Origin of the sequence: Agrobacterium sp. ST15.16.024 (assembly GCF_027956545.1) — a bacterium.
Lineage (GTDB): Bacteria > Pseudomonadota > Alphaproteobacteria > Rhizobiales > Rhizobiaceae > Agrobacterium > Agrobacterium cucumeris.
This window is the reverse complement of sequence record NZ_JAQKGO010000012.1, coordinates 1-19,600: the sequence shown is the minus strand read 5'-3', so window position 1 is coordinate 19,600 and position 19,600 is coordinate 1. Positions and strand designations below refer to the sequence as shown.

21 protein-coding genes are annotated in these 19,600 nt (G+C 60.7%); 10 read left to right on the top strand and 11 right to left on the bottom strand.

What is annotated here, in order from left to right:
* Nucleotides 1-177 precede the first annotated feature (177 nt).
* From PL640_RS23225 to pcaD, 9 genes are all read right to left on the bottom strand, one after another.
* A complete protein-coding gene (locus PL640_RS23225; RefSeq protein ID WP_271363713.1) occupies nt 178-939 on the bottom strand; it encodes an amino acid ABC transporter ATP-binding protein in 762 nt (253 codons plus the stop codon).
* Nucleotides 940-952: 13 nt separating this feature from the next.
* The gene (locus PL640_RS23220) at nt 953-1,792 is read right to left on the bottom strand and encodes a transporter substrate-binding domain-containing protein (RefSeq protein WP_271363712.1); all 840 of its coding nucleotides are present in this window, start codon (nt 1,790-1,792) and stop codon (nt 953-955) included.
* A 42-nt stretch (nt 1,793-1,834) separates the two neighbouring features.
* Nucleotides 1,835-2,485, bottom strand: coding sequence for an amino acid ABC transporter permease (locus PL640_RS23215; RefSeq protein ID WP_142841837.1), 651 nt, complete (start codon nt 2,483-2,485; stop codon nt 1,835-1,837).
* A 10-nt stretch (nt 2,486-2,495) separates the two neighbouring features.
* Nucleotides 2,496-3,164: an amino acid ABC transporter permease gene (locus tag PL640_RS23210; RefSeq protein ID WP_271363711.1), complete on the bottom strand. Its 669-nt coding sequence runs from the start codon at nt 3,162-3,164 to the stop codon at nt 2,496-2,498.
* Between the two features lie 368 nt (nt 3,165-3,532).
* Complete coding sequence (locus PL640_RS23205) at nt 3,533-4,594, bottom strand: 3-carboxy-cis,cis-muconate cycloisomerase (protein WP_271363710.1); 1,062 nt, start codon at nt 4,592-4,594, stop codon at nt 3,533-3,535.
* An 18-nt stretch (nt 4,595-4,612) separates the two neighbouring features.
* The gene (gene pcaG / locus PL640_RS23200; protein ID WP_271363709.1) at nt 4,613-5,233 is read right to left on the bottom strand and encodes a protocatechuate 3,4-dioxygenase subunit alpha; all 621 of its coding nucleotides are present in this window, start codon (nt 5,231-5,233) and stop codon (nt 4,613-4,615) included.
* 2 nt (nt 5,234-5,235) lie between these two features.
* Complete coding sequence (gene pcaH / locus PL640_RS23195; RefSeq protein ID WP_077984025.1) at nt 5,236-5,976, bottom strand: protocatechuate 3,4-dioxygenase subunit beta; 741 nt, start codon at nt 5,974-5,976, stop codon at nt 5,236-5,238.
* Nucleotides 5,973-6,407, bottom strand: coding sequence for a 4-carboxymuconolactone decarboxylase (gene pcaC / locus PL640_RS23190; protein ID WP_271363708.1), 435 nt, complete (start codon nt 6,405-6,407; stop codon nt 5,973-5,975). The genes pcaH and pcaC overlap by 4 nt, the downstream gene beginning before the upstream one ends.
* A gap of 3 nt (nt 6,408-6,410) precedes the next feature.
* Nucleotides 6,411-7,208 carry a 3-oxoadipate enol-lactonase gene (gene pcaD / locus PL640_RS23185; RefSeq protein WP_271363707.1) on the bottom strand — a complete coding sequence of 266 codons (798 nt, stop codon included), beginning with the start codon at nt 7,206-7,208 and terminating at the stop codon, nt 6,411-6,413.
* A gap of 94 nt (nt 7,209-7,302) precedes the next feature.
* Between pcaD and pcaQ the strand changes: the two genes are divergently transcribed.
* The gene (gene pcaQ / locus PL640_RS23180) at nt 7,303-8,244 is read left to right on the top strand and encodes a pca operon transcription factor PcaQ (protein WP_065116973.1); all 942 of its coding nucleotides are present in this window, start codon (nt 7,303-7,305) and stop codon (nt 8,242-8,244) included.
* A 210-nt stretch (nt 8,245-8,454) separates the two neighbouring features.
* Here the strand turns inward: pcaQ and pobA are convergent, their stop codons facing one another.
* Nucleotides 8,455-9,627 (bottom strand): 4-hydroxybenzoate 3-monooxygenase, encoded by a 1,173-nt coding sequence (gene pobA / locus PL640_RS23175; protein WP_271363706.1) that lies wholly within the window; start codon nt 9,625-9,627, stop codon nt 8,455-8,457.
* A 117-nt stretch (nt 9,628-9,744) separates the two neighbouring features.
* Between pobA and PL640_RS23170 the strand changes: the two genes are divergently transcribed.
* Nucleotides 9,745-10,674, top strand: coding sequence for a helix-turn-helix domain-containing protein (locus PL640_RS23170; RefSeq protein ID WP_271363705.1), 930 nt, complete (start codon nt 9,745-9,747; stop codon nt 10,672-10,674).
* Here PL640_RS23170 and PL640_RS23165 read toward each other — a convergent pair.
* Complete coding sequence (locus PL640_RS23165; RefSeq protein WP_271363704.1) at nt 10,644-11,405, bottom strand: IclR family transcriptional regulator; 762 nt, start codon at nt 11,403-11,405, stop codon at nt 10,644-10,646. The two genes, PL640_RS23170 and PL640_RS23165, sit on opposite strands and share 31 nt — an antisense overlap.
* Nucleotides 11,406-11,544: 139 nt before the next feature.
* Between PL640_RS23165 and PL640_RS23160 the strand changes: the two genes are divergently transcribed.
* The 8 genes from PL640_RS23160 to PL640_RS23125 all read left to right on the top strand — a co-directional run.
* The gene (locus PL640_RS23160) at nt 11,545-12,252 is read left to right on the top strand and encodes a 3-oxoacid CoA-transferase subunit A (protein ID WP_271363703.1); all 708 of its coding nucleotides are present in this window, start codon (nt 11,545-11,547) and stop codon (nt 12,250-12,252) included.
* The gene (locus PL640_RS23155; RefSeq protein ID WP_142841847.1) at nt 12,249-12,944 is read left to right on the top strand and encodes a CoA transferase subunit B; all 696 of its coding nucleotides are present in this window, start codon (nt 12,249-12,251) and stop codon (nt 12,942-12,944) included. Before PL640_RS23160 ends, PL640_RS23155 begins: the two co-directional genes overlap by 4 nt.
* A 10-nt stretch (nt 12,945-12,954) precedes the next feature.
* Entirely contained in the window at nt 12,955-14,160 is a 1,206-nt protein-coding gene (pcaF, locus tag PL640_RS23150) for a 3-oxoadipyl-CoA thiolase (RefSeq protein ID WP_271363702.1), read from the top strand.
* Between the two features lie 175 nt (nt 14,161-14,335).
* On the top strand, nt 14,336-15,364 hold the full coding sequence (locus tag PL640_RS23145; RefSeq protein WP_271363701.1) for a LacI family DNA-binding transcriptional regulator: 1,029 nt from the start codon (nt 14,336-14,338) through the stop codon (nt 15,362-15,364).
* Between the two features lie 282 nt (nt 15,365-15,646).
* Complete coding sequence (locus tag PL640_RS23140; RefSeq protein ID WP_271363700.1) at nt 15,647-16,588, top strand: sugar ABC transporter substrate-binding protein; 942 nt, start codon at nt 15,647-15,649, stop codon at nt 16,586-16,588.
* 168 nt (nt 16,589-16,756) lie between these two features.
* Entirely contained in the window at nt 16,757-17,665 is a 909-nt protein-coding gene (locus PL640_RS23135) for a substrate-binding domain-containing protein (RefSeq protein WP_271363755.1), read from the top strand.
* Nucleotides 17,666-17,711: 46 nt separating this feature from the next.
* Complete coding sequence (locus PL640_RS23130) at nt 17,712-18,608, top strand: sugar phosphate isomerase/epimerase family protein (RefSeq protein WP_065116962.1); 897 nt, start codon at nt 17,712-17,714, stop codon at nt 18,606-18,608.
* A gap of 10 nt (nt 18,609-18,618) precedes the next feature.
* Nucleotides 18,619-19,600: Gfo/Idh/MocA family protein (locus tag PL640_RS23125; RefSeq protein ID WP_271363699.1), on the top strand; the 982-nt coding region annotated here is incomplete at its 3' end.

Here is a 19,600-nt window from a genome sequence, read left to right as displayed (position 1 = left end):
AGGCTCCGCCTGCCTTCAGGTTGCTGGCGAGGTATTGAGACCTCTCCTTCGTCACCTCCCCGGGCTTGACCCGAGGATCCATAGCCCGTGGAAATCAGTGGCTCCTCGGGTCAAGCCCGAGGATGACGTTGCGTATGCCGTGAGGTCGCCCCAAGTCTGAGGGCAGATGGACGAACCTCAGTGGTGAGCGAGAATTTCGCCGAGGAAGGTGCGGGTGCGCTGGTGCTTGGGGTCGCGGAAGAACTCGTCCGGCGGGCCTTCCTCGATGATCTCGCCTTCCGACATGAAGATCACGCGGTCTGCCACCTGCCGGGCGAAACCCATTTCATGGGTGACGCAGATCATCGTCATGCCATCACGGGCAAGGCCGATCATGGTGTCGAGCACCTCTTTCACCATTTCCGGGTCGAGCGCCGAGGTCGGCTCGTCGAACAACATGGCTTTCGGCTCCATGCACAACGCCCGGGCAATCGCTGCGCGCTGCTGCTGGCCGCCGGAAAGCTGGGCCGGGTATTTATCGGCCTGATTGAGAATGCGCACGCGCTCCAGATATTTGCGCGCCGTCGCTTCCGCATCGGCTTTCGACAGGCCCTTCACCCGCATGGGGGCCAGCGTGCAGTTTTCCATGATGGTCTTGTGCGGGAAGAGGTTGAAGCTCTGGAACACCATGCCCACCTCGCGGCGAACCGCATCGATGGCGCGGCTGGAATCCGAAAGCGTGGTCCCCTCGACCGTGATCTTGCCCTCCTGGATTTCCTCCAGATGGTTGATGCAGCGGATGAGGGTGGATTTTCCCGAACCGGACGGGCCGCAAAGGACGATTTTTTCGCCCTTGCGAACCGTCATGTTGACATTTTTAAGCGCATGGAAGGCTCCATACCACTTTCCAACCCCTTGAAGGGCGATAAGCGGAACCTCGGCAGTGGCGGATTGCGGCATGGAAACCTCCTGCTTACTTCACGGTGAACGGGATGTCGGGCAGGCTGTCCGGGAAGGCCGGAACTTCGCGCTTCATCCACTTATCGTAGATCTTGGCCAGCTGGCCATCGGACTTGATCTTGTCGAGGAAGGCGTTGACGGTCTCGTTCCAGTCCTTTTCACCGGGGCGGGTGCCGGCGCCGTTATAAAGCGTCGTCAGATCGAACTTCGGCTCGTATTTGCCTTCGGCCGCCTTGTTCAGCCTGTCACCATAAAACTGGTTGCCGCCGACAACCTCGACCTGGCCGGAGATCAGCGCCTGAATATTGGCGGCGTCATCGTCGAAGCGCAGGATATTGGCCTTCGAGCCAGCGCCTGCCGTGATCGAAGTGTCCATCGCGCTCGACTTCGGCACGCCGACGGAAACGCCGGTCAGGTCGTCATAACCGGCGATCTTCTTGTCTTTCGGGCCATAGACGGACAGCACGTTGCCAGCATAGGGCTTGGAATATTGAATGGTCTTGGCGCGTTCGGCGGTCATGCCCATGGTTGCGAACAGCAGGTCGACCTTGCCGGTCAGAAGTGCCGGAATACGGTTGGCCACGGCAAGCGGCACGAATTCGACCTTGACGCCGAGATAATCGGCAAAGGCCTTGCCGATATCGGCATCGAGACCGTCCTGCACGCCGCTGGAATTGACGAAGCCCCATGGCGAATTGTCGCCCTGGATGCCAATGACGACCTTGTCCTTGGCTTTTGCCTCTTCCACCGTGCCGGCGAAAGCATCGACCGGGGCGACAAAGGGCAGGGCAACCGTTGCCGCGGCAAGCGCGAGCAGGGCGCGGCGTGAGAATTTCATGCTGGTGGTTTTCATCTTTTGCTCCTCCTTACAAAGCTGATGAGATGGTTATGGTTATTAACGGGAATTGGCCTGCATCCGTCTCTCCACGCCCGCGCCCCACAAGGAAAGCGGCCAGCAGATCAGGAAATAGATGATGCCGACGATGGCAAAGACGGTGAGCGGGCGGAACGTCTGGTTGGAGACGATCTGGCCGGCGCGCGACAGCTCGACGAAGCCGACGATGGCCGCAAGCGAGGTGCCCTTGATGAGCTGCACGAGGAAACCGATGGTCGCCGGCAGCGAAATCTTGAAGGCCTGCGGCAGAACCACGTCCTTCATGCGGGAGATATAATGCAGGCCAAGCGCATTGGCGGCCTCCGTCTGGCCCTTCGGCACCGCCTGGATGCCGCCACGCCAGATTTCACCCAGAAAGGCGCTGGCATGCAGGGTGAAGGCGATGGCGACAGCAATCCAGGCATCGACATTAAGGCCGGCAAGCGCCACGCCGTAATAAACCACGAAAAGCTGCATCAGGAGCGGCGTGCCCTGGAAGACGGCGATATAACCGGTGCTGGCGCGCTGGATCGCCGGGCTTTCGGCAACACGGGCAAGCGCCACGCAAAGACCGAATATGCCGCCGCCGATAAAGCCGATGACCGTCAGCGCCAGCGTCCATTTCAGGCCTTGCATCAGGAAGAAGAGTTCGTTGGGACCGATGGATTCCATTGTCTTTTCCTCACTTGACCGGATAACTGAAGGATGCGCGGGAGATGAGCGAGAAGATGCCCATCATCAGCGAGGAAATGACCAGATAGAGCAGCGTGATTGAGAAATAGACCTCGAACGACCGGAAGGTGTCCGCCTCGATCTTCTGGGCCACGGATGTCAGTTCGTAAGCGGCGATCGAGGTGCAGACCGAGGTGGTCAGCGTCAGCATGATGAACTGGCTGGTGAGCGACGGATAGACCGCCCGCAGCGCCGGCTTCAGAATGATGTGGCGGAATATCTGTGACCGGTGCAGGCCGAGCGCCAGCCCCGCCTCCACCTGGCCCTTGGGAATGGAATCCACGCCGCCGCGAATGATTTCAATGGCATAGGCGCCGCCGTTGAGAGCCAACGCAATGATGGCGGTAACGGTGGGGTTAAGCTTGATGCCAACCTGCGGCAAAGCGAAGAAGATGAAGAATATCTGCACCAGAAACGGCGTGTTGCGGATGGCTTCAACGAAGCCAATGACCAGACCGCGCAGCAGTTTGAACCGCGAACGACGGGCGACCACGCCGAGAACCCCGATGACGGTGGCAAGCGACATGCCGGCAATGGCAAGGCCGATCGTTGCCAGACAGGCCAAAAGCAGCTCGGGCAGGCGGTCCACGACCACCGAAAAATCGAGACTGTAAGACATTCTTCCTCCCAACCCCTTCGGGCCCGGACAGGCGTTTCGCCTTGTCCTTATCGCTTTAGGAACCTTTCGGCACCAAAGCCCTCCATTCGTCTGACCATGTCGAGAAGGTTCTTTTCCTCACCTGCGGCATGGCTTCAACATGATTGTTTGTACCAGTTAGTTCATTTTTGTGTCAAGCGCTTCAGCCTGTTAAAAAGCAGCGGAAAAGCCGTTTTTTCTACATTCGATATTTTTAAGAAAATCGTGTGTTATCAATGGCTAATGCGCAAAGGCGCAAGCGTTTTCAACGCGCGAAAACCCTGCCGCCAATGAGGTGGCGTGAGGGGTAGGATAAGCTGATTTTAAGCAAAAACCCGTGGGCCTTGCAGCTAGCCGTCTTCCGCGCCCAGCCTGTCTATCTGTCCTGCGAGCCGTTCGGCGATCAGCAGGGACGCCCCCGTTGCCGTCACCATTTGCGGCAGTGTCATCCATTCCAGCATCCAGCCCGCGCCCGACCTTTCCTGTTCATGGACAAGCGACTGGTGCAACGCGGAAATCTGCACGGCATTGAAGCGTGCCAGCGTCACCAGCGTTTCGGCATTGACCGGGTTCTGCTTGTGCGGCATGGCCGAGGAGCCGCCGCCGCCGGAGAGGCGGATTTCCGCAACGAGTTCAGCCATCAGCGCGATATCCTGGCCGAACTTGCCGAGCGCGCCGGTGATGAGGGACAGCAGATTGGCGAATTCGGCAATGCCGTCGCGCTGGCTCTGCCATTGCGGCCTGTCGGCCAGGCCAAGGCGTTTTGCAAGATCGGCGCGGACCGCGCCGGCATTGTCGCCAAGTTTTTCCAGCGTGCCGGCCGCGCCGCCGAACTGAAGGGCAAAGCCGTTTCGGGAAAAGGTTTCAAGCCGCAACAGGTGGCGCTCCAGCGGCGCGATCCAGCTCGCCGCCCGGTCGGCGACGGTGATGCCGATGGCGGCCTGCATGCGGGTATAACCCGTCAACGGGTTATGGCCGTCGCGGGAGGCGAGGTCACCGAGCGTATCGATGAGGTGGCCGAGGCGGGTCGTGATGATTTCCACCGCCACCTTCAGCCGCAGCATCAGGCTGGTATCGATGACATCCTGACTGGTCGCGCCGAAATGCACCTTGTCCGCCGCCTTGCCGGCGACTGCCGCCCGCATCTGCCGCACCAGTTCTGGCACCACCACGCCATCCTTTGCGACGCCATGGCGAAGCGCCGTCATATCGGCGGCAAAGCTCGAAAGTCCCGAAACGATGGCTTCCGCCACCTCGTCCGTAATGTTTCCGGCCTCCGCTTCCGCCTCAGCCAGCGCCATTTCGAAGCGGACCATTGCGTCGATATCCGCCTTTGCCGAAAACAGTTCGACGATCTCGCTATCACCGAAAAGGCCTGACAGAAACGGATGTTCGAAGGGGGAAAGGCTCATTTCACTCGTCCGTTGGGCTCAGATATCGAAAAACACGGTTTCGCCTTCGCCCTGAAGGCGGATATCGAAACGATAGATATTCCCCTCTTCCTTTTTGGCGACAAGCGTGGCGATGCGGCTTTTCTGTTCGACGCGGGCCAGAACCGGGTCGGCCGCATTGGCCTCCTGTTCTTCCGGGAAATACATGCGGGTCTGCAGGCCGATATTGATGCCGCGCGCCACGATCCAGAAGGTGATGTGCGGCGCCATCGGCCGGCCGTCGCGGAACGGCACCGTGCCCGGCTTGATGGTTTCGAAGATGAATTCGCCGGTATCCATGTCGCCCGGCGAACGGCCCCAGCCGATGAAATTCGGATCGGCCTTGCCGCGTGTTTCGCTCGGGCTGTTGTAATAACCGTCCGTATCCGCCTGCCAGATTTCGATCAGGGCGTCCTTCAGCGGCATTCCTGCGCCGTCATAGACCGTGCCGCGCACACTGATGCGCTCACCGCGCGCCTTGTCGTTATAAAGCGGACCGGAACCGAGATCCTTTTCGAACACGCCTTCGATGCCGACGAAATTGGGCGTGCAGCCGATATGCACATAGGGTCCCGCCGTCTGCGAGGCGGTTTCCTTGAAATAGTTGAGCGGCTGAACCATGGTCAGTTGCCCTCCATGCGGTTTTCGAAAAGGGTCGAGCGGCGACCGCGCAGGACGATATCGAACTTATAGGCCAGCATGTCCATCGGCAGCGTCGCATTCATGTCCAGCGGCGCGATCAGCCGTTTGATGGCATCCTCATCCGGAATGGTCTTGACGATGGGACATTTCCAGATCAGCGGATCGCCCTCGAAATACATCTGGGTGATCAGCCGCTGGGCAAAGCCGTGACCGAAGACCGAGAAATGGATATGGGCCGGCCGCCAGTCATTGACGCCGTTCGGCCAAGGGTAAGCACCCGGCTGGATGGTCTTGAACCAGTAATAACCATTCTCATCGGTGATCGTGCGGCCAACGCCGCCGAAATTCGGATCGATGGCGGCGAGGTAACTTTCCTTCTTGTGGCGGTAACGACCGCCGGCATTGGCCTGCCAGAACTCCACCAGCGCGCCATCCACGCCGCGGCCGCGTTCGTCCAGCACCCGGCCATGCACCAGAATGCGCGGGCCAACCGGCATTTCGCCGGGGCGGGCATAGTTGAGGATGAGGTCGTTATCCAGCGGGTTCAGCATGCCATGGCCGAAGACGGGGCCGGTGATCTCGCTCTTGGTGCCTTCCAGCGAAATCAGCGCGCGCTGCGGCGAGCGCAGGATCGAAGTCTTGTAGCCGGGCGCATAGGCGAGCGGATGAATATCGCGGTTACGTGCGAAGAACGGCCCGGTCTCGGGCGGCTGGTTGCTCATTTCGTCTCCTCCCCATCGCCAGAATTATCAAGGGAACTATCGGCCTTCATGCTGGCGAGGGCAAGCTTGGCGATCTTGAAAGCATGGTTGGCGGCGGGCACGCCGGCATAGATCGCCACATGCAGCAGCGCCTCGCGGATATCGGCTTCGGTGGCGCCGGTATTGGCGGTGGCGCGCACATGCATGGCCAGTTCCTCATCCTGCCCGAGTGCTGCAAGCAGGGCGATAGTCACCATCGAGCGCTCGCGCTTTGTCCAGTGATTGCCGGACCACACCGTGCCCCAGGCGGCTTCGGTGATGAGCTGCTGGAAGGGCTGGTCGAAGCCGGATGTCATGGTCTGCGCCCGGTCGACATGGGCGTCGCCCAGCACCGAGCGGCGGGTCTTCATGCCCTGTTCGAAACGTTCATTCTTGTCGATATGGTCCGCCATCGGTCAATGCTCCGGCAAGGTATTGAGAAAAATGCACGCCGCCTGCGCATAGGTGAGCGGCTGTTCAAGGCAGGGAATATGGCCGCAGCCGGCAATGGTGACGAAGCGGCTTGCGGGAATGAGACCTGCCAGCGACTGCACCAGTTCCGGCGGTGTCGAGCCGTCCTGATCACCCGCGACGCAGAGTGTGGGCACGGCGATGCGGCCCGCTTCATCGGTAAAATCGGCATCGCGAATGGCGGCGCAGGTGCCGCTGTAACCGGCTTCCGGCTGCTGCGAAAGCATGTTGCGCGCACCGGCATAGGCAGCATTGTCAGGCTGGCGAAACGCTGGCGTGAACCAGCGTTCCATGACGGGATCGACCAGCGATACGAGGCCATCAGCGGCGATCTTGTCGATGCGGGCGTTCCACATCTCGGCCGTGCCGATCCTGTGGGCGGTGTTGCTGAGCACGAGTGCGCGCACCAGATCGGGACGGCGGGCATAAAGCCCCTGTGCAATCAGTCCACCGACCGACAGGCCCCAGATGATGGCGCTTTTGACGCCGAGATGATCGAGAAGCGCGATCAGGTCACCGGCATGATCGTCGATGGAATAGGGAGCGCGTCCGACATCGGAAAGCCCGTGGCCGCGCTTGTCGTGCAGCACATAGGCATAATCATCGCCAAGCGCTTCGGTGACCGCATCCCAGATGCGGAAATCGGTGCCGAGCGAATTGATGAAGGCGATGACCGGCTTGCCGCTGTCCAATCCTTTGGTGCGATAATGGATCACGGTCTCGCCGCAGCGCAGAAAATGCATGATGTGCTCCTCCTGCCGGGGATATTGCAAGCCGGTTCCGGTTAAGTAAAATGACATTATCGATGAAAATCATAACCTATGGATTATATGAGCGATGGTCGACCAGCGTATCAAGTTCCGCCACCTGCAGACTTTCGTGGAGGTGGCGCGCCAGAAAAGCGTCATCCGCGCCGCCGAAATACTGCATGTCAGCCAGCCGGCGGTGACGAAGACCATCCGCGAACTGGAAGAGATTCTTGGCGTGTCATTGTTCGACCGGGAGGGGCGCGGCATCCGCATCAGCCGTTATGGCGAGGTGTTTCTGCGCCACGCCGGTGCGACGATGACGGCGCTGCGACAGGCGGTCGATTCGGTCTCGCAGGAGGCGGCACGGGCCGGTCCGCCGGTGCGGGTCGGCGCCCTGCCCACGGTTTCGGTGCGGATCATGCCGCAGGCAATGGCCGGTTTTCTGGCGGAAAAGACCGGCAGCCCGGTGAAGATCGTGACGGGCGAAAACGCCGTGCTTCTGGAGCAGCTGCGTGTCGGCGATCTTGACCTCGTCGTTGGGCGTCTCGCCGCGCCGCAGAAAATGGCGGGCTTTTCCTTCGAACATCTCTATTCTGAAAAGGTGCGCTTCGTGGTGCGCGCCGGCCACCCATTGCTGTCACCCGGCCTTTCGGTGTTCGATCACCTGCATGAATATCCGGTACTGATGCCGACACGGCAATCGGTGATTGGCCCTGTCGTCGAGCAGTTCCTGATCGCCAACGGCGTGCCGGCTCTGCCGATCCGCATCGAAACAGTATCCGACGCCTTCGGCCGCGCCTTCCTGCGCACCAGCGATGCGATCTGGATCATCTCCGAAGGCGTCGTGGCGGCGGATGTGACGGACGGCATTCTGGCGATCCTGCCGGTTGAAACCGGCGATACCAGCGGCCCGGTGGGACTGACGGTGAGGGCCGATACGCAGCCCTCGCTGCCGTTGTCGCTGTTGATGCAGGCTATTCGCGAGGCGGCGGGTGAGTTGCTGGATGGGAGGGCGGAGGCGGGTTCTTGAGATGAGGATCGGGGTGCGTCGGAGCATTTCTCCTCCCGTCATTCCGGCCTTGAGCCGGAAGCCAGCCACGGCGCGTCTGCGCCGTAAGAAGAGTGTCTTTTGCGATCAAAGACTTGATCGCGCTGGACCCCGGATCGGGTCCGGGGTGACGGGTGTGAAACTGGTGCGGATGAACACGCCGCTTGTCTCGTGCTATTTGTCCCGGTGCCCCTAATATGGAAGTCCGACATAATTCTCCGCAAGCGCGGTGGAAGCGGCGCGCGATTGCACGAGGTAATCCAGTTCCGCTTCCTGAATGCGCTGGCCGAAATCCCCCGTATCGGGAAAACGATGCATCATCGTCGTCATCCACCACGAGAAGCGGACGGCCTTCCAGACGCGGGAAAGCGCCTTCTGCGAATAGGCATCGATGCCGGCTTCAGATTTTTCGCGATAAAATTCGATCAGCGCCTCGCTCAGATAATGCACATCGCTGGCTGCAAGGTTCAGGCCCTTGGCGCCGGTCGGCGGCACGATATGGGCGGCGTCTCCGGCCAGAAATAGCCGTCCGAATCGCATGGGTTCACTAACGAAGGACCGGAGCGGCGCGATGGATTTTTCGAAGGACGCGCCGGTCACCATTTCATCCGCATGGTTTTCCGGCAGGCGGCGGCGGATTTCATCCCAGAAGCGCTCGTCGCTCCAGTCCTCCGGCCGGTCCTCCAGCGAACATTGGATGTAATAGCGGCTGCGCGTGTTTGAGCGCATGGAGCAGAGGGCAAAACCGCGCGGGTGGTTGGCATAGATGAGTTCGTGGTTGACCGGCGGCACATCGGCGAGAATGCCGAGCCAGCCGAAGGGGTAGACATTCTCGAATTCCTTGATCGCGCCTTGCGGCACGGATTTGCGGCTGATGCCGTGGAAACCGTCGCAGCCGGCGATAAAATCGCAATCGATCCGGTGGGTTACGCCGTCTTTCTGATAGGTGACATAGGGGCTTGCGCCATCGAAATCATGCGGCTCGACATTTCCGGCGTCGTAGATGGTGACGAGGTTTGCCGCTTCGCGCACATCCATCAGATCATGCGTCACTTCGGTCTGGCCATAGACCATGACGCGTTTGCCGCCTGTCAGATCGAACAGATCGATGCGGTGGTCCCGGCCGTCGAAGGTCAACGAAAAACCGTCATGCGGCAGGCCCTCGCGGCGCAGGCGCTTGTCCGCACCGACCGTTTCCATCAGCTGCACGGTGCCTTCTTCCAGCACGCCGGCGCGAACACGGCCGAGGATGTAATCCTTGCTCACCCGATCGAGAATGACGGTCTCGACGCCGGCTCCCGCCAGAAGCTGGCCAAGCAGCAGCCCCGATGGGCCGGAGCCGATGATGACGACCTGTGTACGCATTGTTTCCTCCCGAACTTGTCTCTGGTCAAGAAATTGACCAAGGCGGGTCACAAGCTCAATGGACTTTCCGGTCCGTAAATTGCACAATCCGACCATCAGGCGCAGGAGTGGAGTGAGATGCGGGCGACTGCCAATGAAGGCCTTTATGGCGAAGAGGCCTTGCAAGGCACCGATTTTCGCTTCCATTGCGAGACACTTTTTTCACGAAGCAGCCTGCACCGCTTTGAAATCGGCCTGCACCGTCATGTCGCCTTTCTGCAAATCTTGTACATTTTTGGCGGGGAGGGTGATGCGTTGCTGGATGGCCGCATCGAACCTATCCGCCCGCCGGTCGCCATCATCGTGCCGCCGGGCTTCGAACATGGCTTCCGCTTCTCACGCGATATTGGCGGGATGATCGTCACCATGCTGCCGGGGTCGCTGCCGGCATCGGTGCAGGCGTTGTTGTTGCGAAATTTCCAGCAGCCGGTGCTTTTGCCCTTGTGGGATTTTGCCGAGAAAGACTATCTGCGCAGCGGTTTTGAACGGATTTCCGTGGAATATGAGGCGCGCGAGATCGGTCGCGATGCGATGATCGAAGGCCAGCTCGCCACCGTGGTTGCGTTTCTTTCACGGGCGGCGCGACCGCTTTTGGAAACAAGCGGCGAGGGCCTTGCCGAGCAGCGTTTCGAACGGTTGCTGTCGCTGATTGCCCGCCATATCCGCGAGCCGCAAAAAGCCGGGTTTTACGCGAAGAAACTCGGCCTTTCAGAAACCCATCTCAACCGGCTCGTCCGTTCGGTTTCCGGCCTCAGCCTGCAGCGGTTGATCGCTAAGCGGCAGATCGAGATCGCCCAGCAGGAGCTGATCTTCACGGTTTCCAGCGTGCAGATGATCGCCGAAGGGCTGGGTTTTGCCGATCCCGCTTATTTCAACCGCTTCTTCAGGCGGGAGACCGGCATGACGCCGCGCGCCTGGCGGCTGGAGGAGCAGCGCAAAATGGGTGATATGGGCGCGCGGCTGACACCGTCTCAGTCTCAGACCAGCATTCGCGCCAGTTCCCGCTGAACGGAGAGAAGCGCCGGCAGGTAACGCTCCACCAGATCTTCCATTGAGGCGACTGAAGCGGCAAGCCCGACATTGAGCGCGGCAACCGTCTGGCCGCGCACGCTTTTCAGCGGCACGGCGATGGAGCGAAGACCAATCTCCACTTCCTGATCGATCAGCGCATAACCGCGATGGCCGGTCACCTCTATTTCGGTGAGCAGGGCCTGAATATCGGTGATCGTCTTTTCCGTGCGGGCAACCAGCCGGGAAGCTCCGAGAATGTCGCGTTGCCGCTCGGGTGTTTGTGCGGAAAGCAGAACGCGACCCATCGACGTGCAATAGGCGGGCAGGCGCGAGCCCGGCATCAGCGCAATCGACATGACCCGCTGTTGCGCGGCGCGGGCGACATAAACGATTTCGGTCTCGTCCAGAATCGAAACCGAGGTGCTCTGGCCGATCTCCTCTGAGAGACGGTCGATGAGCGGCTGGACGATCTTCGGCAGCGGCATGGTGGCCAGACAGCCGGTGCCAAGCCGCAGCACTTTCGGCGTGACGGTGAAGAACTTGCCGTCGTAAGCGGCATAACCAAGCTCCGAAAGGGTCAGCAGACAGCGGCGTGTGGTGGCGCGGTCCAGCCCGGCAATCTCGGCAGCGTCGGAGATGGACAGGCGCGGCCGCTCGGCGCTGAAAGCCTCGATCACCCGCAATCCCTTGGCGAGACCGCCCATCATGTCTCTTTCGCTGACAGCCATGCCCAAGCTCCATTTGTGCGATATACGAACAAAAATCATATAACGCACAAAATCCTTGCCGTCGAGGCGATTTCGGCCTTACCTCATGGCAACGCAGCCTTGCCGGTTCCATCCGCTCGGCTGGATGGAGGTTTTGAGAATGGACAAGACAATCAAGAGCGCCGAAGAGGCGCTTGCCGGCATCGGTGACGGTGCGACGATCATGATCGGCGGTTTCGGCGGCTCCGGTGCGCCCATCGAGCTGATCCACGCGCTGATCGACAGAGGACCAAAGAACCTGACCGTCATCAACAACAATGCCGGCAATGGCCGTATCGGCATCGCCGCGATGATCGATGCCGGCATGGTCAGGAAGATGATCTGCTCCTTCCCGCGCTCTTCCGATCCGCGTGCCTTTACAGACCGGTATCTGGCCGGTGAAATCGAGCTGGAACTGGTGCCGCAGGGCACGCTTGCCGAGCGCATCCGCGCCGGCGGTGCGGGCATTCCGGCCTTCTACACCCCGACCGGTTTCGGCACGGAACTGGCTGAAGGCAAGGTTATCGCGGAATTCGACGGCCGCTCTTACGTTCAGGAACGCTGGCTGAAGGCGGATTTCGCCATCGTGAAAGCCGAGCTTGGCGATACCTATGGCAACCTCACCTACAACAAGGCGGGCCGCAATTTTAACCCGCTGATGTGCATGGCCGCGAAGACCACCATCGCGCAGGTCTCGAAGATCGTCGCCGCCGGTGAAATCGACCCGGAGCATGTTGTGACGCCAGGCATTTTCGTGAACGGCGTCGTGGAAATCCCCGATCCGCAACAGGAAGAAGTCCTCATTCGCGCCGGAGTAGCCTACGCATGACCCAGACCATCGACACCCGCGAAGATATCAAGCTTTCCAACGCCCAGATCGCATGGCGCGCGGCGCAGGACATCGAAGACGGTGCTTACGTTAATCTCGGCATCGGCTTTCCGGAAATGGTGGCGCGTTACCAGCCGCCCGGTCGACAGGCGATTTTCCATACCGAAAACGGTATTCTCAATTTTGGTGAGGCGCCGCCGGAAGGTGAAGAGGACTGGAACCTCATCAATGCCGGCAAGAAGGCCGTGACGCTGAAACCCGGTGCCGCCTTTTTCCACCATGCCGACAGCTTCGCCATGGTGCGCGGCGGGCATCTGGATGTGGCGATCCTCGGCGCCTATCAGGTGGCGCAGAATGGCGATCTTGCCAACTGGCGCGTTGGCTCCAAGGGCGTGCCGGCCGTCGGCGGCGCCATGGATCTGGTGCATGGCGCCAAGCAAGTCTTCGTCATCACCGAACATGTGACCAAGAACGGCGAACCGAAGCTCGTTGAGAAATGCGCTTTCCCACTGACCGGCGTTGGCTGCATCACCCGCATCTATACCAGCCATGCTGTCATCGACGTGGTGGATGGCCGTTTCGTGCTGCGCGAGAAACTGCCGGCGATGACGTTCGATGAATTGCAGGCCATGACCGGTGCGCCTTTGATGGTCGATGGCGAGGTCACCGATCTCGTCGCCCCGGAACTTTAAGGAAAAAGCGATGACCGACGCATTCATCTGCGATTATATCCGCACCCCCATCGGCCGCTTCGGCGGTGCGCTTTCTTCCGTCAGGGCCGACGATCTCGGCGCGGTGCCGCTGAAGGCGCTTGTCGAGCGCAACCCGTCCGTCGACTGGGAAGCGGTCGAGGACGTGATCTTCGGCTGCGCCAATCAGGCGGGCGAGGATAACCGCAACGTCGCACGCATGTCGTTGCTGCTTGCCGGCCTGCCGGTTTCCGTAACCGGAACGACGATCAACCGGCTGTGCGGCTCCGGCATGGATGCCGTCATTGCAGCCGCCCGCGCCGTCAAATCGGGCGAAGCGGAACTGATGATCGCCGGCGGTGTGGAAAGCATGAGCCGCGCGCCCTTCGTTCTGCCGAAAGCCGAAAGCGCCTTTTCGCGCAATGCCGAAATCTATGACACCACCATTGGCTGGCGTTTCGTCAACCCGCTGATGAAGGCGCAATATGGCGTCGATTCCATGCCGGAAACCGGTGATAACGTCGCGATTGATTATCAGGTCTCCCGCGAGGATCAGGACGCTTTCGCCGTGCGCAGCCAGCAGAAGGCGGCGGATGCGCAGGCCAATGGCCGTCTCGACAAGGAAATCGTCTCGGTGACGATCCCGCAGCGCAAGGGCGATCCGCTTGTTGTCTCTAGAGACGAACATCCGCGTGCGACCAGTCTTGAGGCGCTGGCGAAGCTGAAGCCGGTCAACAGGCGCGATGGCGCGACGGTGACGGCGGGTAATGCGTCTGGTGTCAATGATGGTGCCGCCGCGCTCATTATCGCTTCAGCGGAAGCGGCGAAGAAATACGGTCTGACGCCGATTGCCCGCATTCTCGGCGGTGCCGCCGCCGGCGTGCCGCCGCGCGTCATGGGCATCGGCCCGGCCCCGGCCTCGGCCAAGCTCCTGGCGCGGCTCGGGTTGAAGCAGGAACAGCTTGACGTGATCGAACTCAACGAGGCCTTTGCCAGCCAGGGCCTTGCGACGTTGCGCCAGCTTGGTATTGCCGATGACGATGCGCGGGTGAATGCCAATGGTGGCGCGATTGCGCTTGGTCATCCGCTCGGCATGTCGGGTGCGCGCATTGCCGGCACGGCGGCGCTCGAACTCTCGCTGACCGGCAAGCGGCTTGCGCTCGCCACCATGTGCATCGGCGTCGGGCAGGGTATTGCCGTGGCGCTGGAGCGGGTCTGACGGGACAAGCGGCTTCGGTATCGGGATACAGGCGAGTGCTGTCGTGATAAGACGCAGCCTCAGCATTTTTCCCATGACGCTCGCCGCCATATCCCTTCACCATGTTGGATTCCATCATCATCCGTGACATGTTTTGCGAGATATGACGGAAATCTTTCCGCCTGCGGGAGCCAACATGAAGCGTCCAACCATCACCGATGTTGCAAAAGCCGCCGGCGTCAGCGTTGCCACCGTCGACCGGGTGCTGAACGGCCGCCTGCCGGTGCGAGAGGAGACCGCGCGGCGGGTGTTTGAGGCGGCGGAGAAGATCGGTTTTCATGCCACCAACATCATTCGCCAGCGCATGCTGGCTGATATGCCGTCCTATAGTCTCGGCATCATCCTGCGCAAGGAACGGCATGCCTTTTACCAGACCTTCGCCGACGAGCTGGAGCTTGCGGCGCGTAACGTCAGGGATCGTCATCTCAATCTGCGCATCGAATTCGCCCAGTCGGGCGAGCCGGGCGAGCTTGCGGCGCTGCTGACCGGCATGAAGGGCCGCGTGCAGGCGGTTGCCGCCACGGGGCCGGACCATCACGATGTCACGGCCGCTGTCGAGGGGTTGAAAGCCAAAGGCATTCCCACTTTTTCGCTGTTGTCTGATTTTGCTCAAGGCGTGCGGGAGGCCTATCTCGGCGCCAACAACATGAAGGTGGGGCGCACGGCGGCCTGGATGATCTCGCAGCTGGCGCGCAGCAAGGGCAAGGTACTTCTGCTGCTGGGCGGGCACCGTTTCCACGGCCATTCGCTGCGCGAAACCGGCTTTCGCAGCTACATGCGGGAATATGCGCCGGAATTTGAGGTGATGGATGCCCTCATCACGCTGGAAACGCGTCGCCTGACCTATGAGCTTGTGATGGACACCATCGCCAAGCACCGCGATCTCGTCGGCATCTATTGCATCGGCGGTGGCATGGAAGGGGTGATCGAGGCGCTGCAGCAGGAAAGCCGGCAGGAAAACATCGTCTGCCTCGTGAATGAACTGACGCCCGAATCCCGTCAGGCGCTGCTGGAAAGGCGCATCAGCGGCGTTTTCCAGACACCGTTACGCGATCTATGCGCCGACCTTCTGGCCACGATGGTTCACACCATTGAACACGGCATGGCGGAAACGCCGGGACAGCGTTTTGTGCCTGCACATCTGTGGGTTCCTGAGAGCCTTTGATGGTTTGATGGATTCCATCATAAATCCGATGCCCGTTTCTATCAGGCTTGATGGTTTCAGGGGTCTCTGACGCGTTGACGCCGGGACCGGACTAGGAAATCTTGGCCGCCGGTGGAACGGGCAGGAGGCCGGACCCACACGACATTAGATTATTTCAAGGCTGTTTGACGCTGCGGGTTTTTCTTCGCGGCGAAGGCCAACTTTTGCCGGAAGGCGGTGGCGGCGCGATGCGCTCAGGCCGGCTCGACCGGTTCTTTTCAAAGGGGTTTGGAGGAGAACGACATGAAAAGACATTTCGCAATTGCAACTTTCGCTGTCATGTTGGCAACGGGCGCATCGGCGCAGACCGTCGGGGTTTCGATGGCCCTGTTCGACGATAATTTCCTGACCGTGCTGCGCAACGGCATGATCGATTATTCCAAGGGCATGAGCGGTGTGTCGCTGCAGGTCGAGGATGCGCAGAACGATGTAGGCAAGCAGCTGAGCCAGGTGCAGAACTTCGTCGCTGCCGGCGTCGATGCCATCATCGTCAATCCTGTCGATACGGACGCGACCGTGGCGCTTTCGCAGGCCGCTGCCGCCGCCGGAATTCCGCTGGTCTACGTCAACCGCCAGCCGGTCAATCTCGACAGCCTGCCGGACAAACAGGCCTTTGTCGCCTCGGATGAAAAACAGTCGGGCACGCTGCAGACGCAGGAAGTCTGCCGGCTTTTGAAGGAAGCGGGCAAGACGGAAGCCAAGGCGGTGGTGATGATGGGCGAGCTTTCCAACCAGGCGGCGCGCATGCGCACGCAGGATATCAAGGATGTGGTCGCTACGCCCGAATGCAGCTTCATCAAGCTAGTCGAGGAACAGTCCGCCAACTGGTCGCGCACGCAGGGCTCGGACCTGATGACCAACTGGCTTTCAGCCGGCGTTGAATTCGATGCCGTCATTTCCAACAATGACGAGATGGCCATCGGCGCCATCCAGTCGCTGAAGGCGGCAGGCCGGTCGATGGACAGCGTCATCATCGCCGGCATCGACGCCACGCAGGATGCGCTGGCCGCCATGGCGGCGGGCGATCTGGATGTGAGCGTTTTCCAGAACGCCGCAGGCCAGGGCAAGGGTGCGCTGGATGCGGCGCTGAAACTCGCCAAGGGCGATGCGGTGGACAAGAAGGTCTTCGTGCCCTTCGAACTCGTCACGCCTGACAACCTCAAGAACTATCAGGCCAAGAACTGAGTCATCCAAGAATTGAGCCATGGCCTTGCCCAGGCGGCTTCTCCGCTCCCGGGGAGTGCCGCCGGGCAGGCCGAACGCGCCGGAGCCGGCAGGATGGCCGGCTCCGGCGACACGACATGAAGCAACCAGCAGCGATTTCCGTGGGAGGAAACCTTGAAAAAACTATTGATGGCGACGGCACTCTGCATCTTCGCGACACCGGCCTTTGCCGAGACCCGTATCGCTGTGTCCATGACGTCTTTCGACAATCCGTTTCTGACGATCCTGCTCAACGGCATCAGGGCCGAGGCCGGGCGCGATAAAAACATCGAGCTTCTGGTTGAGGATGCCCAGCTTGATCCGTCGAAGCAGCTTAATCAGGTGCAGAATTTCATCGCCAATGGTGTCGACGCGATCATCGTCAATGCCGTGGATGGCGACGCCACCGCCGCAATCACCAAGGCCGCATCAGCCGCAAAAATTCCGCTGGTTTATGTCAACCATCCGCCGGCCGAACTGGAAACCGGGCTGCCTGATGGGACGGCCTTTGTCGGTTCCAACGAACTCGATTCCGGCACCATGGAAGCTGAAGCCGCCTGCAAGCTGATGGGCGGCAACGGCAAGGCCGTCATCCTGATGGGACCATTGGAAAATCACGCGGCGCTGGTGCGCACCAAGGATGTCGAAACGGTATTTTCCAAACCGGACTGCAAGATCGAAATCCTCGAAAAGCAGACAGCGAACTGGAGCCGTACGCAGGCGCAGGACCTTGTCTCCTCCTGGCTGACGGCGGGCATCCAGTTCGATGCCGTGATCGCCAATAATGATGAAATGGCGATCGGCGCCGCGCAGGCCCTCAAGGCAGCGGGCGTTTCCATGAAGGATGTCGTCATTGCCGGCATCGACGCCACGCCGGACGGTCTTGCCGCCATGCAGGCCGGCGATCTCGATATCACCGTTTACCAGAATGCGACGAAGCAGGGCGAGGTCTCGGTTCAGACGGCGGTGAAGGCCGCCGCCGGGCAAGGCACTGAGAAGACGCTCTGGGTGCCCTTCGAACTCGTCACCCCGGAAAACATGTCCGCCTACGCCAAATAGCCGGGGCTTCTGCCCCGGTCCATCTATCACTCCACTGGAAACAGCCATGAAACATACGCTCGATCCCCACATGTTCCGGCACCTCTCCCTGGCCGAAACCTGCCGCAAGGTCGCAGACCTCGGTTATGAATACGTCGAACTTTCGCCGCGTCCGGATTTTCTCTCCTGGTGGACGAGGCCGAAGGTCTATCCCGAACGGGTCGCCGAATTCAAAAAGGCGTTGAAGGACCATGGTGTCGGCCTCGCCACGCTGCAGCCGATGTATCGCTGGGCAAGCCCCTATCCGGACGAATGGGAGGTGGCGATCGACAACTGGAAACGCGCCATCGAGATTGCCGTCGAGATGGAATGCCCGATGTTCGTTTCGGAATTCGGCCGTGGCGGCTCGCCGGAGCGCAGCCTTAACGACCGTTCCGGTCTCCACCGCCCGGAGACCTGCGAGGCGCAGTTCTTCCGCGCCATGGATATTCTGGTGCCGATCCTCGAGCGGGAAGGGCTGGTGCTGTCGCTGGAGGCGCATCCCGAAGACTGGCTCGAGGAGATCGCCCCGGCCATCGACATCATCAAGACCATCAATTCCAAGGCGGTGAAGGCCTCCTTCATCGCGCCGCATACGTTCTTTTACGGGCCGGACATGGTGGCGAACCTGCGCGCGACCGAGGGCCATCTGGTGCATGTGCGCCTTGCCGATACCTATGACCACAACAAGTCGTCGCAGCTGCGTTACATCGTCAATCCCCCCGGCTCGAAGGTCAGGGTGCACCAGCACACCGATTTCGGCCAGGGGGAGATCGACTGGGAAACCTTCTTTGCGACGCTCGCCGACATGAAATTCGATGGCGTGCTGTCGAACTGCGTCTTTGCCTGGGAAGACCGCGTCGATGAAAGCGCGCGGTTCATGCTCAGCGAAACCCGGCGATACGTCGCCAAATACTGGAAATGAGGTTTTTCAGATGACTGTGAGAATTGGTGTCGTCGGCACCGGCGCAATCGGGCGTGATCATGCCCGCCGTATCAATCAAGTTCTGGGCGGCGCGAAGATCGTTGCGCTGAGCGACGTCAACCGCGCCTCGGCCGAGGCGGTCAAAAACGACATCGCCCCGGATGCCGTCGTGTTCGCCACCGGCGAAGAGCTGATCGCATCGCCTGACGTGGATGCCGTGCTCGTCACGTCATGGGGCGCAACCCATGAGCAATATGTGCTGGCGGCCATTGCCGCTGGCAAGCCGTGCTTCTGCGAAAAGCCGCTTGCGACAACGGCCGAAGGCGCAAGACGCATCGTCGACGCCGAGGTAGCGCATGGCAAACGGCTGGTTCAGGTGGGCTTCATGCGCCGTTATGATGCCGGTTACGTGGCGCTGAAACAGGCGGTGGATAACAGGATCGGCGCGCCGATCATGGTGCATGCCGCCCACCGCAACCCGACGGTCCCGGAGCAATATGTCACCCCGATGGCGATCCACGACACGATGATCCACGAGATCGACGTGCTGCGCTGGCTGCTTGACGATGACTATGTTTCGGCTCGCGTTCTCTTTCCCCGCTCCGCCGCCCGCAGCCATGCCAAGCTGAAGGACCCGCAGATCGTCATTCTGGAAACGGCCAAGGGCACGATCATCGACGTCGAAATCTTCGTCAATTGCCACTACGGCTATGATATCCAGTGCCAGGTGGTGGGTGAAGACGGCATTGCCAGCCTGCCGGAGCCGATGTCGGTGCAGACGCGCCTTGGCGCCAAGCTGCAGAACGATATCCTCACCGACTGGAAGGATCGCTTCATCGCCAGCTACGATGTCGAATTGCAGGATTTCATCCATGCGGCGGCAAAGGGCATGGCGTCCGGACCGAACTCCTGGGACGGCTACGTGGCCGCCATTACCTCCGATGCCTGCGTGGCCGCGCAGGAAACGGATGGGGCAGCCGTCACAATTGAGC

Excerpts from the sequence above, each read along its gene's own strand:
- PL640_RS23205 (WP_271363710.1), bottom strand. The coding sequence starts at position 4,594 with ATGAGCCTTTCCCCCTTCGAACATCCGTTTCTGTCAGGCCTTTTCGGT.
- pcaH (WP_077984025.1), bottom strand. The coding sequence starts at position 5,976 with ATGAGCAACCAGCCGCCCGAGACCGGGCCGTTCTTCGCACGTAACCGC.
- PL640_RS23220 (WP_271363712.1), bottom strand. The coding sequence starts at position 1,792 with ATGAAAACCACCAGCATGAAATTCTCACGCCGCGCCCTGCTCGCGCTT.
- PL640_RS23140 (WP_271363700.1), top strand. The coding sequence starts at position 15,647 with ATGAAAAGACATTTCGCAATTGCAACTTTCGCTGTCATGTTGGCAACG.
- pcaC (WP_271363708.1), bottom strand. The coding sequence starts at position 6,407 with ATGGCGGACCATATCGACAAGAATGAACGTTTCGAACAGGGCATGAAG.
- PL640_RS23155 (WP_142841847.1), top strand. The coding sequence starts at position 12,249 with ATGACCCAGACCATCGACACCCGCGAAGATATCAAGCTTTCCAACGCC.
- pcaG (WP_271363709.1), bottom strand. The coding sequence starts at position 5,233 with ATGGTTCAGCCGCTCAACTATTTCAAGGAAACCGCCTCGCAGACGGCG.
- PL640_RS23130 (WP_065116962.1), top strand. The coding sequence starts at position 17,712 with ATGAAACATACGCTCGATCCCCACATGTTCCGGCACCTCTCCCTGGCC.
- PL640_RS23135 (WP_271363755.1), top strand. The coding sequence starts at position 16,757 with ATGGCGACGGCACTCTGCATCTTCGCGACACCGGCCTTTGCCGAGACC.
- PL640_RS23170 (WP_271363705.1), top strand. The coding sequence starts at position 9,745 with ATGCGGGCGACTGCCAATGAAGGCCTTTATGGCGAAGAGGCCTTGCAA.
- PL640_RS23210 (WP_271363711.1), bottom strand. The coding sequence starts at position 3,164 with ATGTCTTACAGTCTCGATTTTTCGGTGGTCGTGGACCGCCTGCCCGAG.
- PL640_RS23145 (WP_271363701.1), top strand. The coding sequence starts at position 14,336 with ATGAAGCGTCCAACCATCACCGATGTTGCAAAAGCCGCCGGCGTCAGC.
- pobA (WP_271363706.1), bottom strand. The coding sequence starts at position 9,627 with ATGCGTACACAGGTCGTCATCATCGGCTCCGGCCCATCGGGGCTGCTG.
- pcaQ (WP_065116973.1), top strand. The coding sequence starts at position 7,303 with ATGGTCGACCAGCGTATCAAGTTCCGCCACCTGCAGACTTTCGTGGAG.
- pcaF (WP_271363702.1), top strand. The coding sequence starts at position 12,955 with ATGACCGACGCATTCATCTGCGATTATATCCGCACCCCCATCGGCCGC.
- PL640_RS23160 (WP_271363703.1), top strand. The coding sequence starts at position 11,545 with ATGGACAAGACAATCAAGAGCGCCGAAGAGGCGCTTGCCGGCATCGGT.
- PL640_RS23215 (WP_142841837.1), bottom strand. The coding sequence starts at position 2,485 with ATGGAATCCATCGGTCCCAACGAACTCTTCTTCCTGATGCAAGGCCTG.
- pcaD (WP_271363707.1), bottom strand. The coding sequence starts at position 7,208 with ATGCATTTTCTGCGCTGCGGCGAGACCGTGATCCATTATCGCACCAAA.
- PL640_RS23225 (WP_271363713.1), bottom strand. The coding sequence starts at position 939 with ATGCCGCAATCCGCCACTGCCGAGGTTCCGCTTATCGCCCTTCAAGGG.
- PL640_RS23165 (WP_271363704.1), bottom strand. The coding sequence starts at position 11,405 with ATGGCTGTCAGCGAAAGAGACATGATGGGCGGTCTCGCCAAGGGATTG.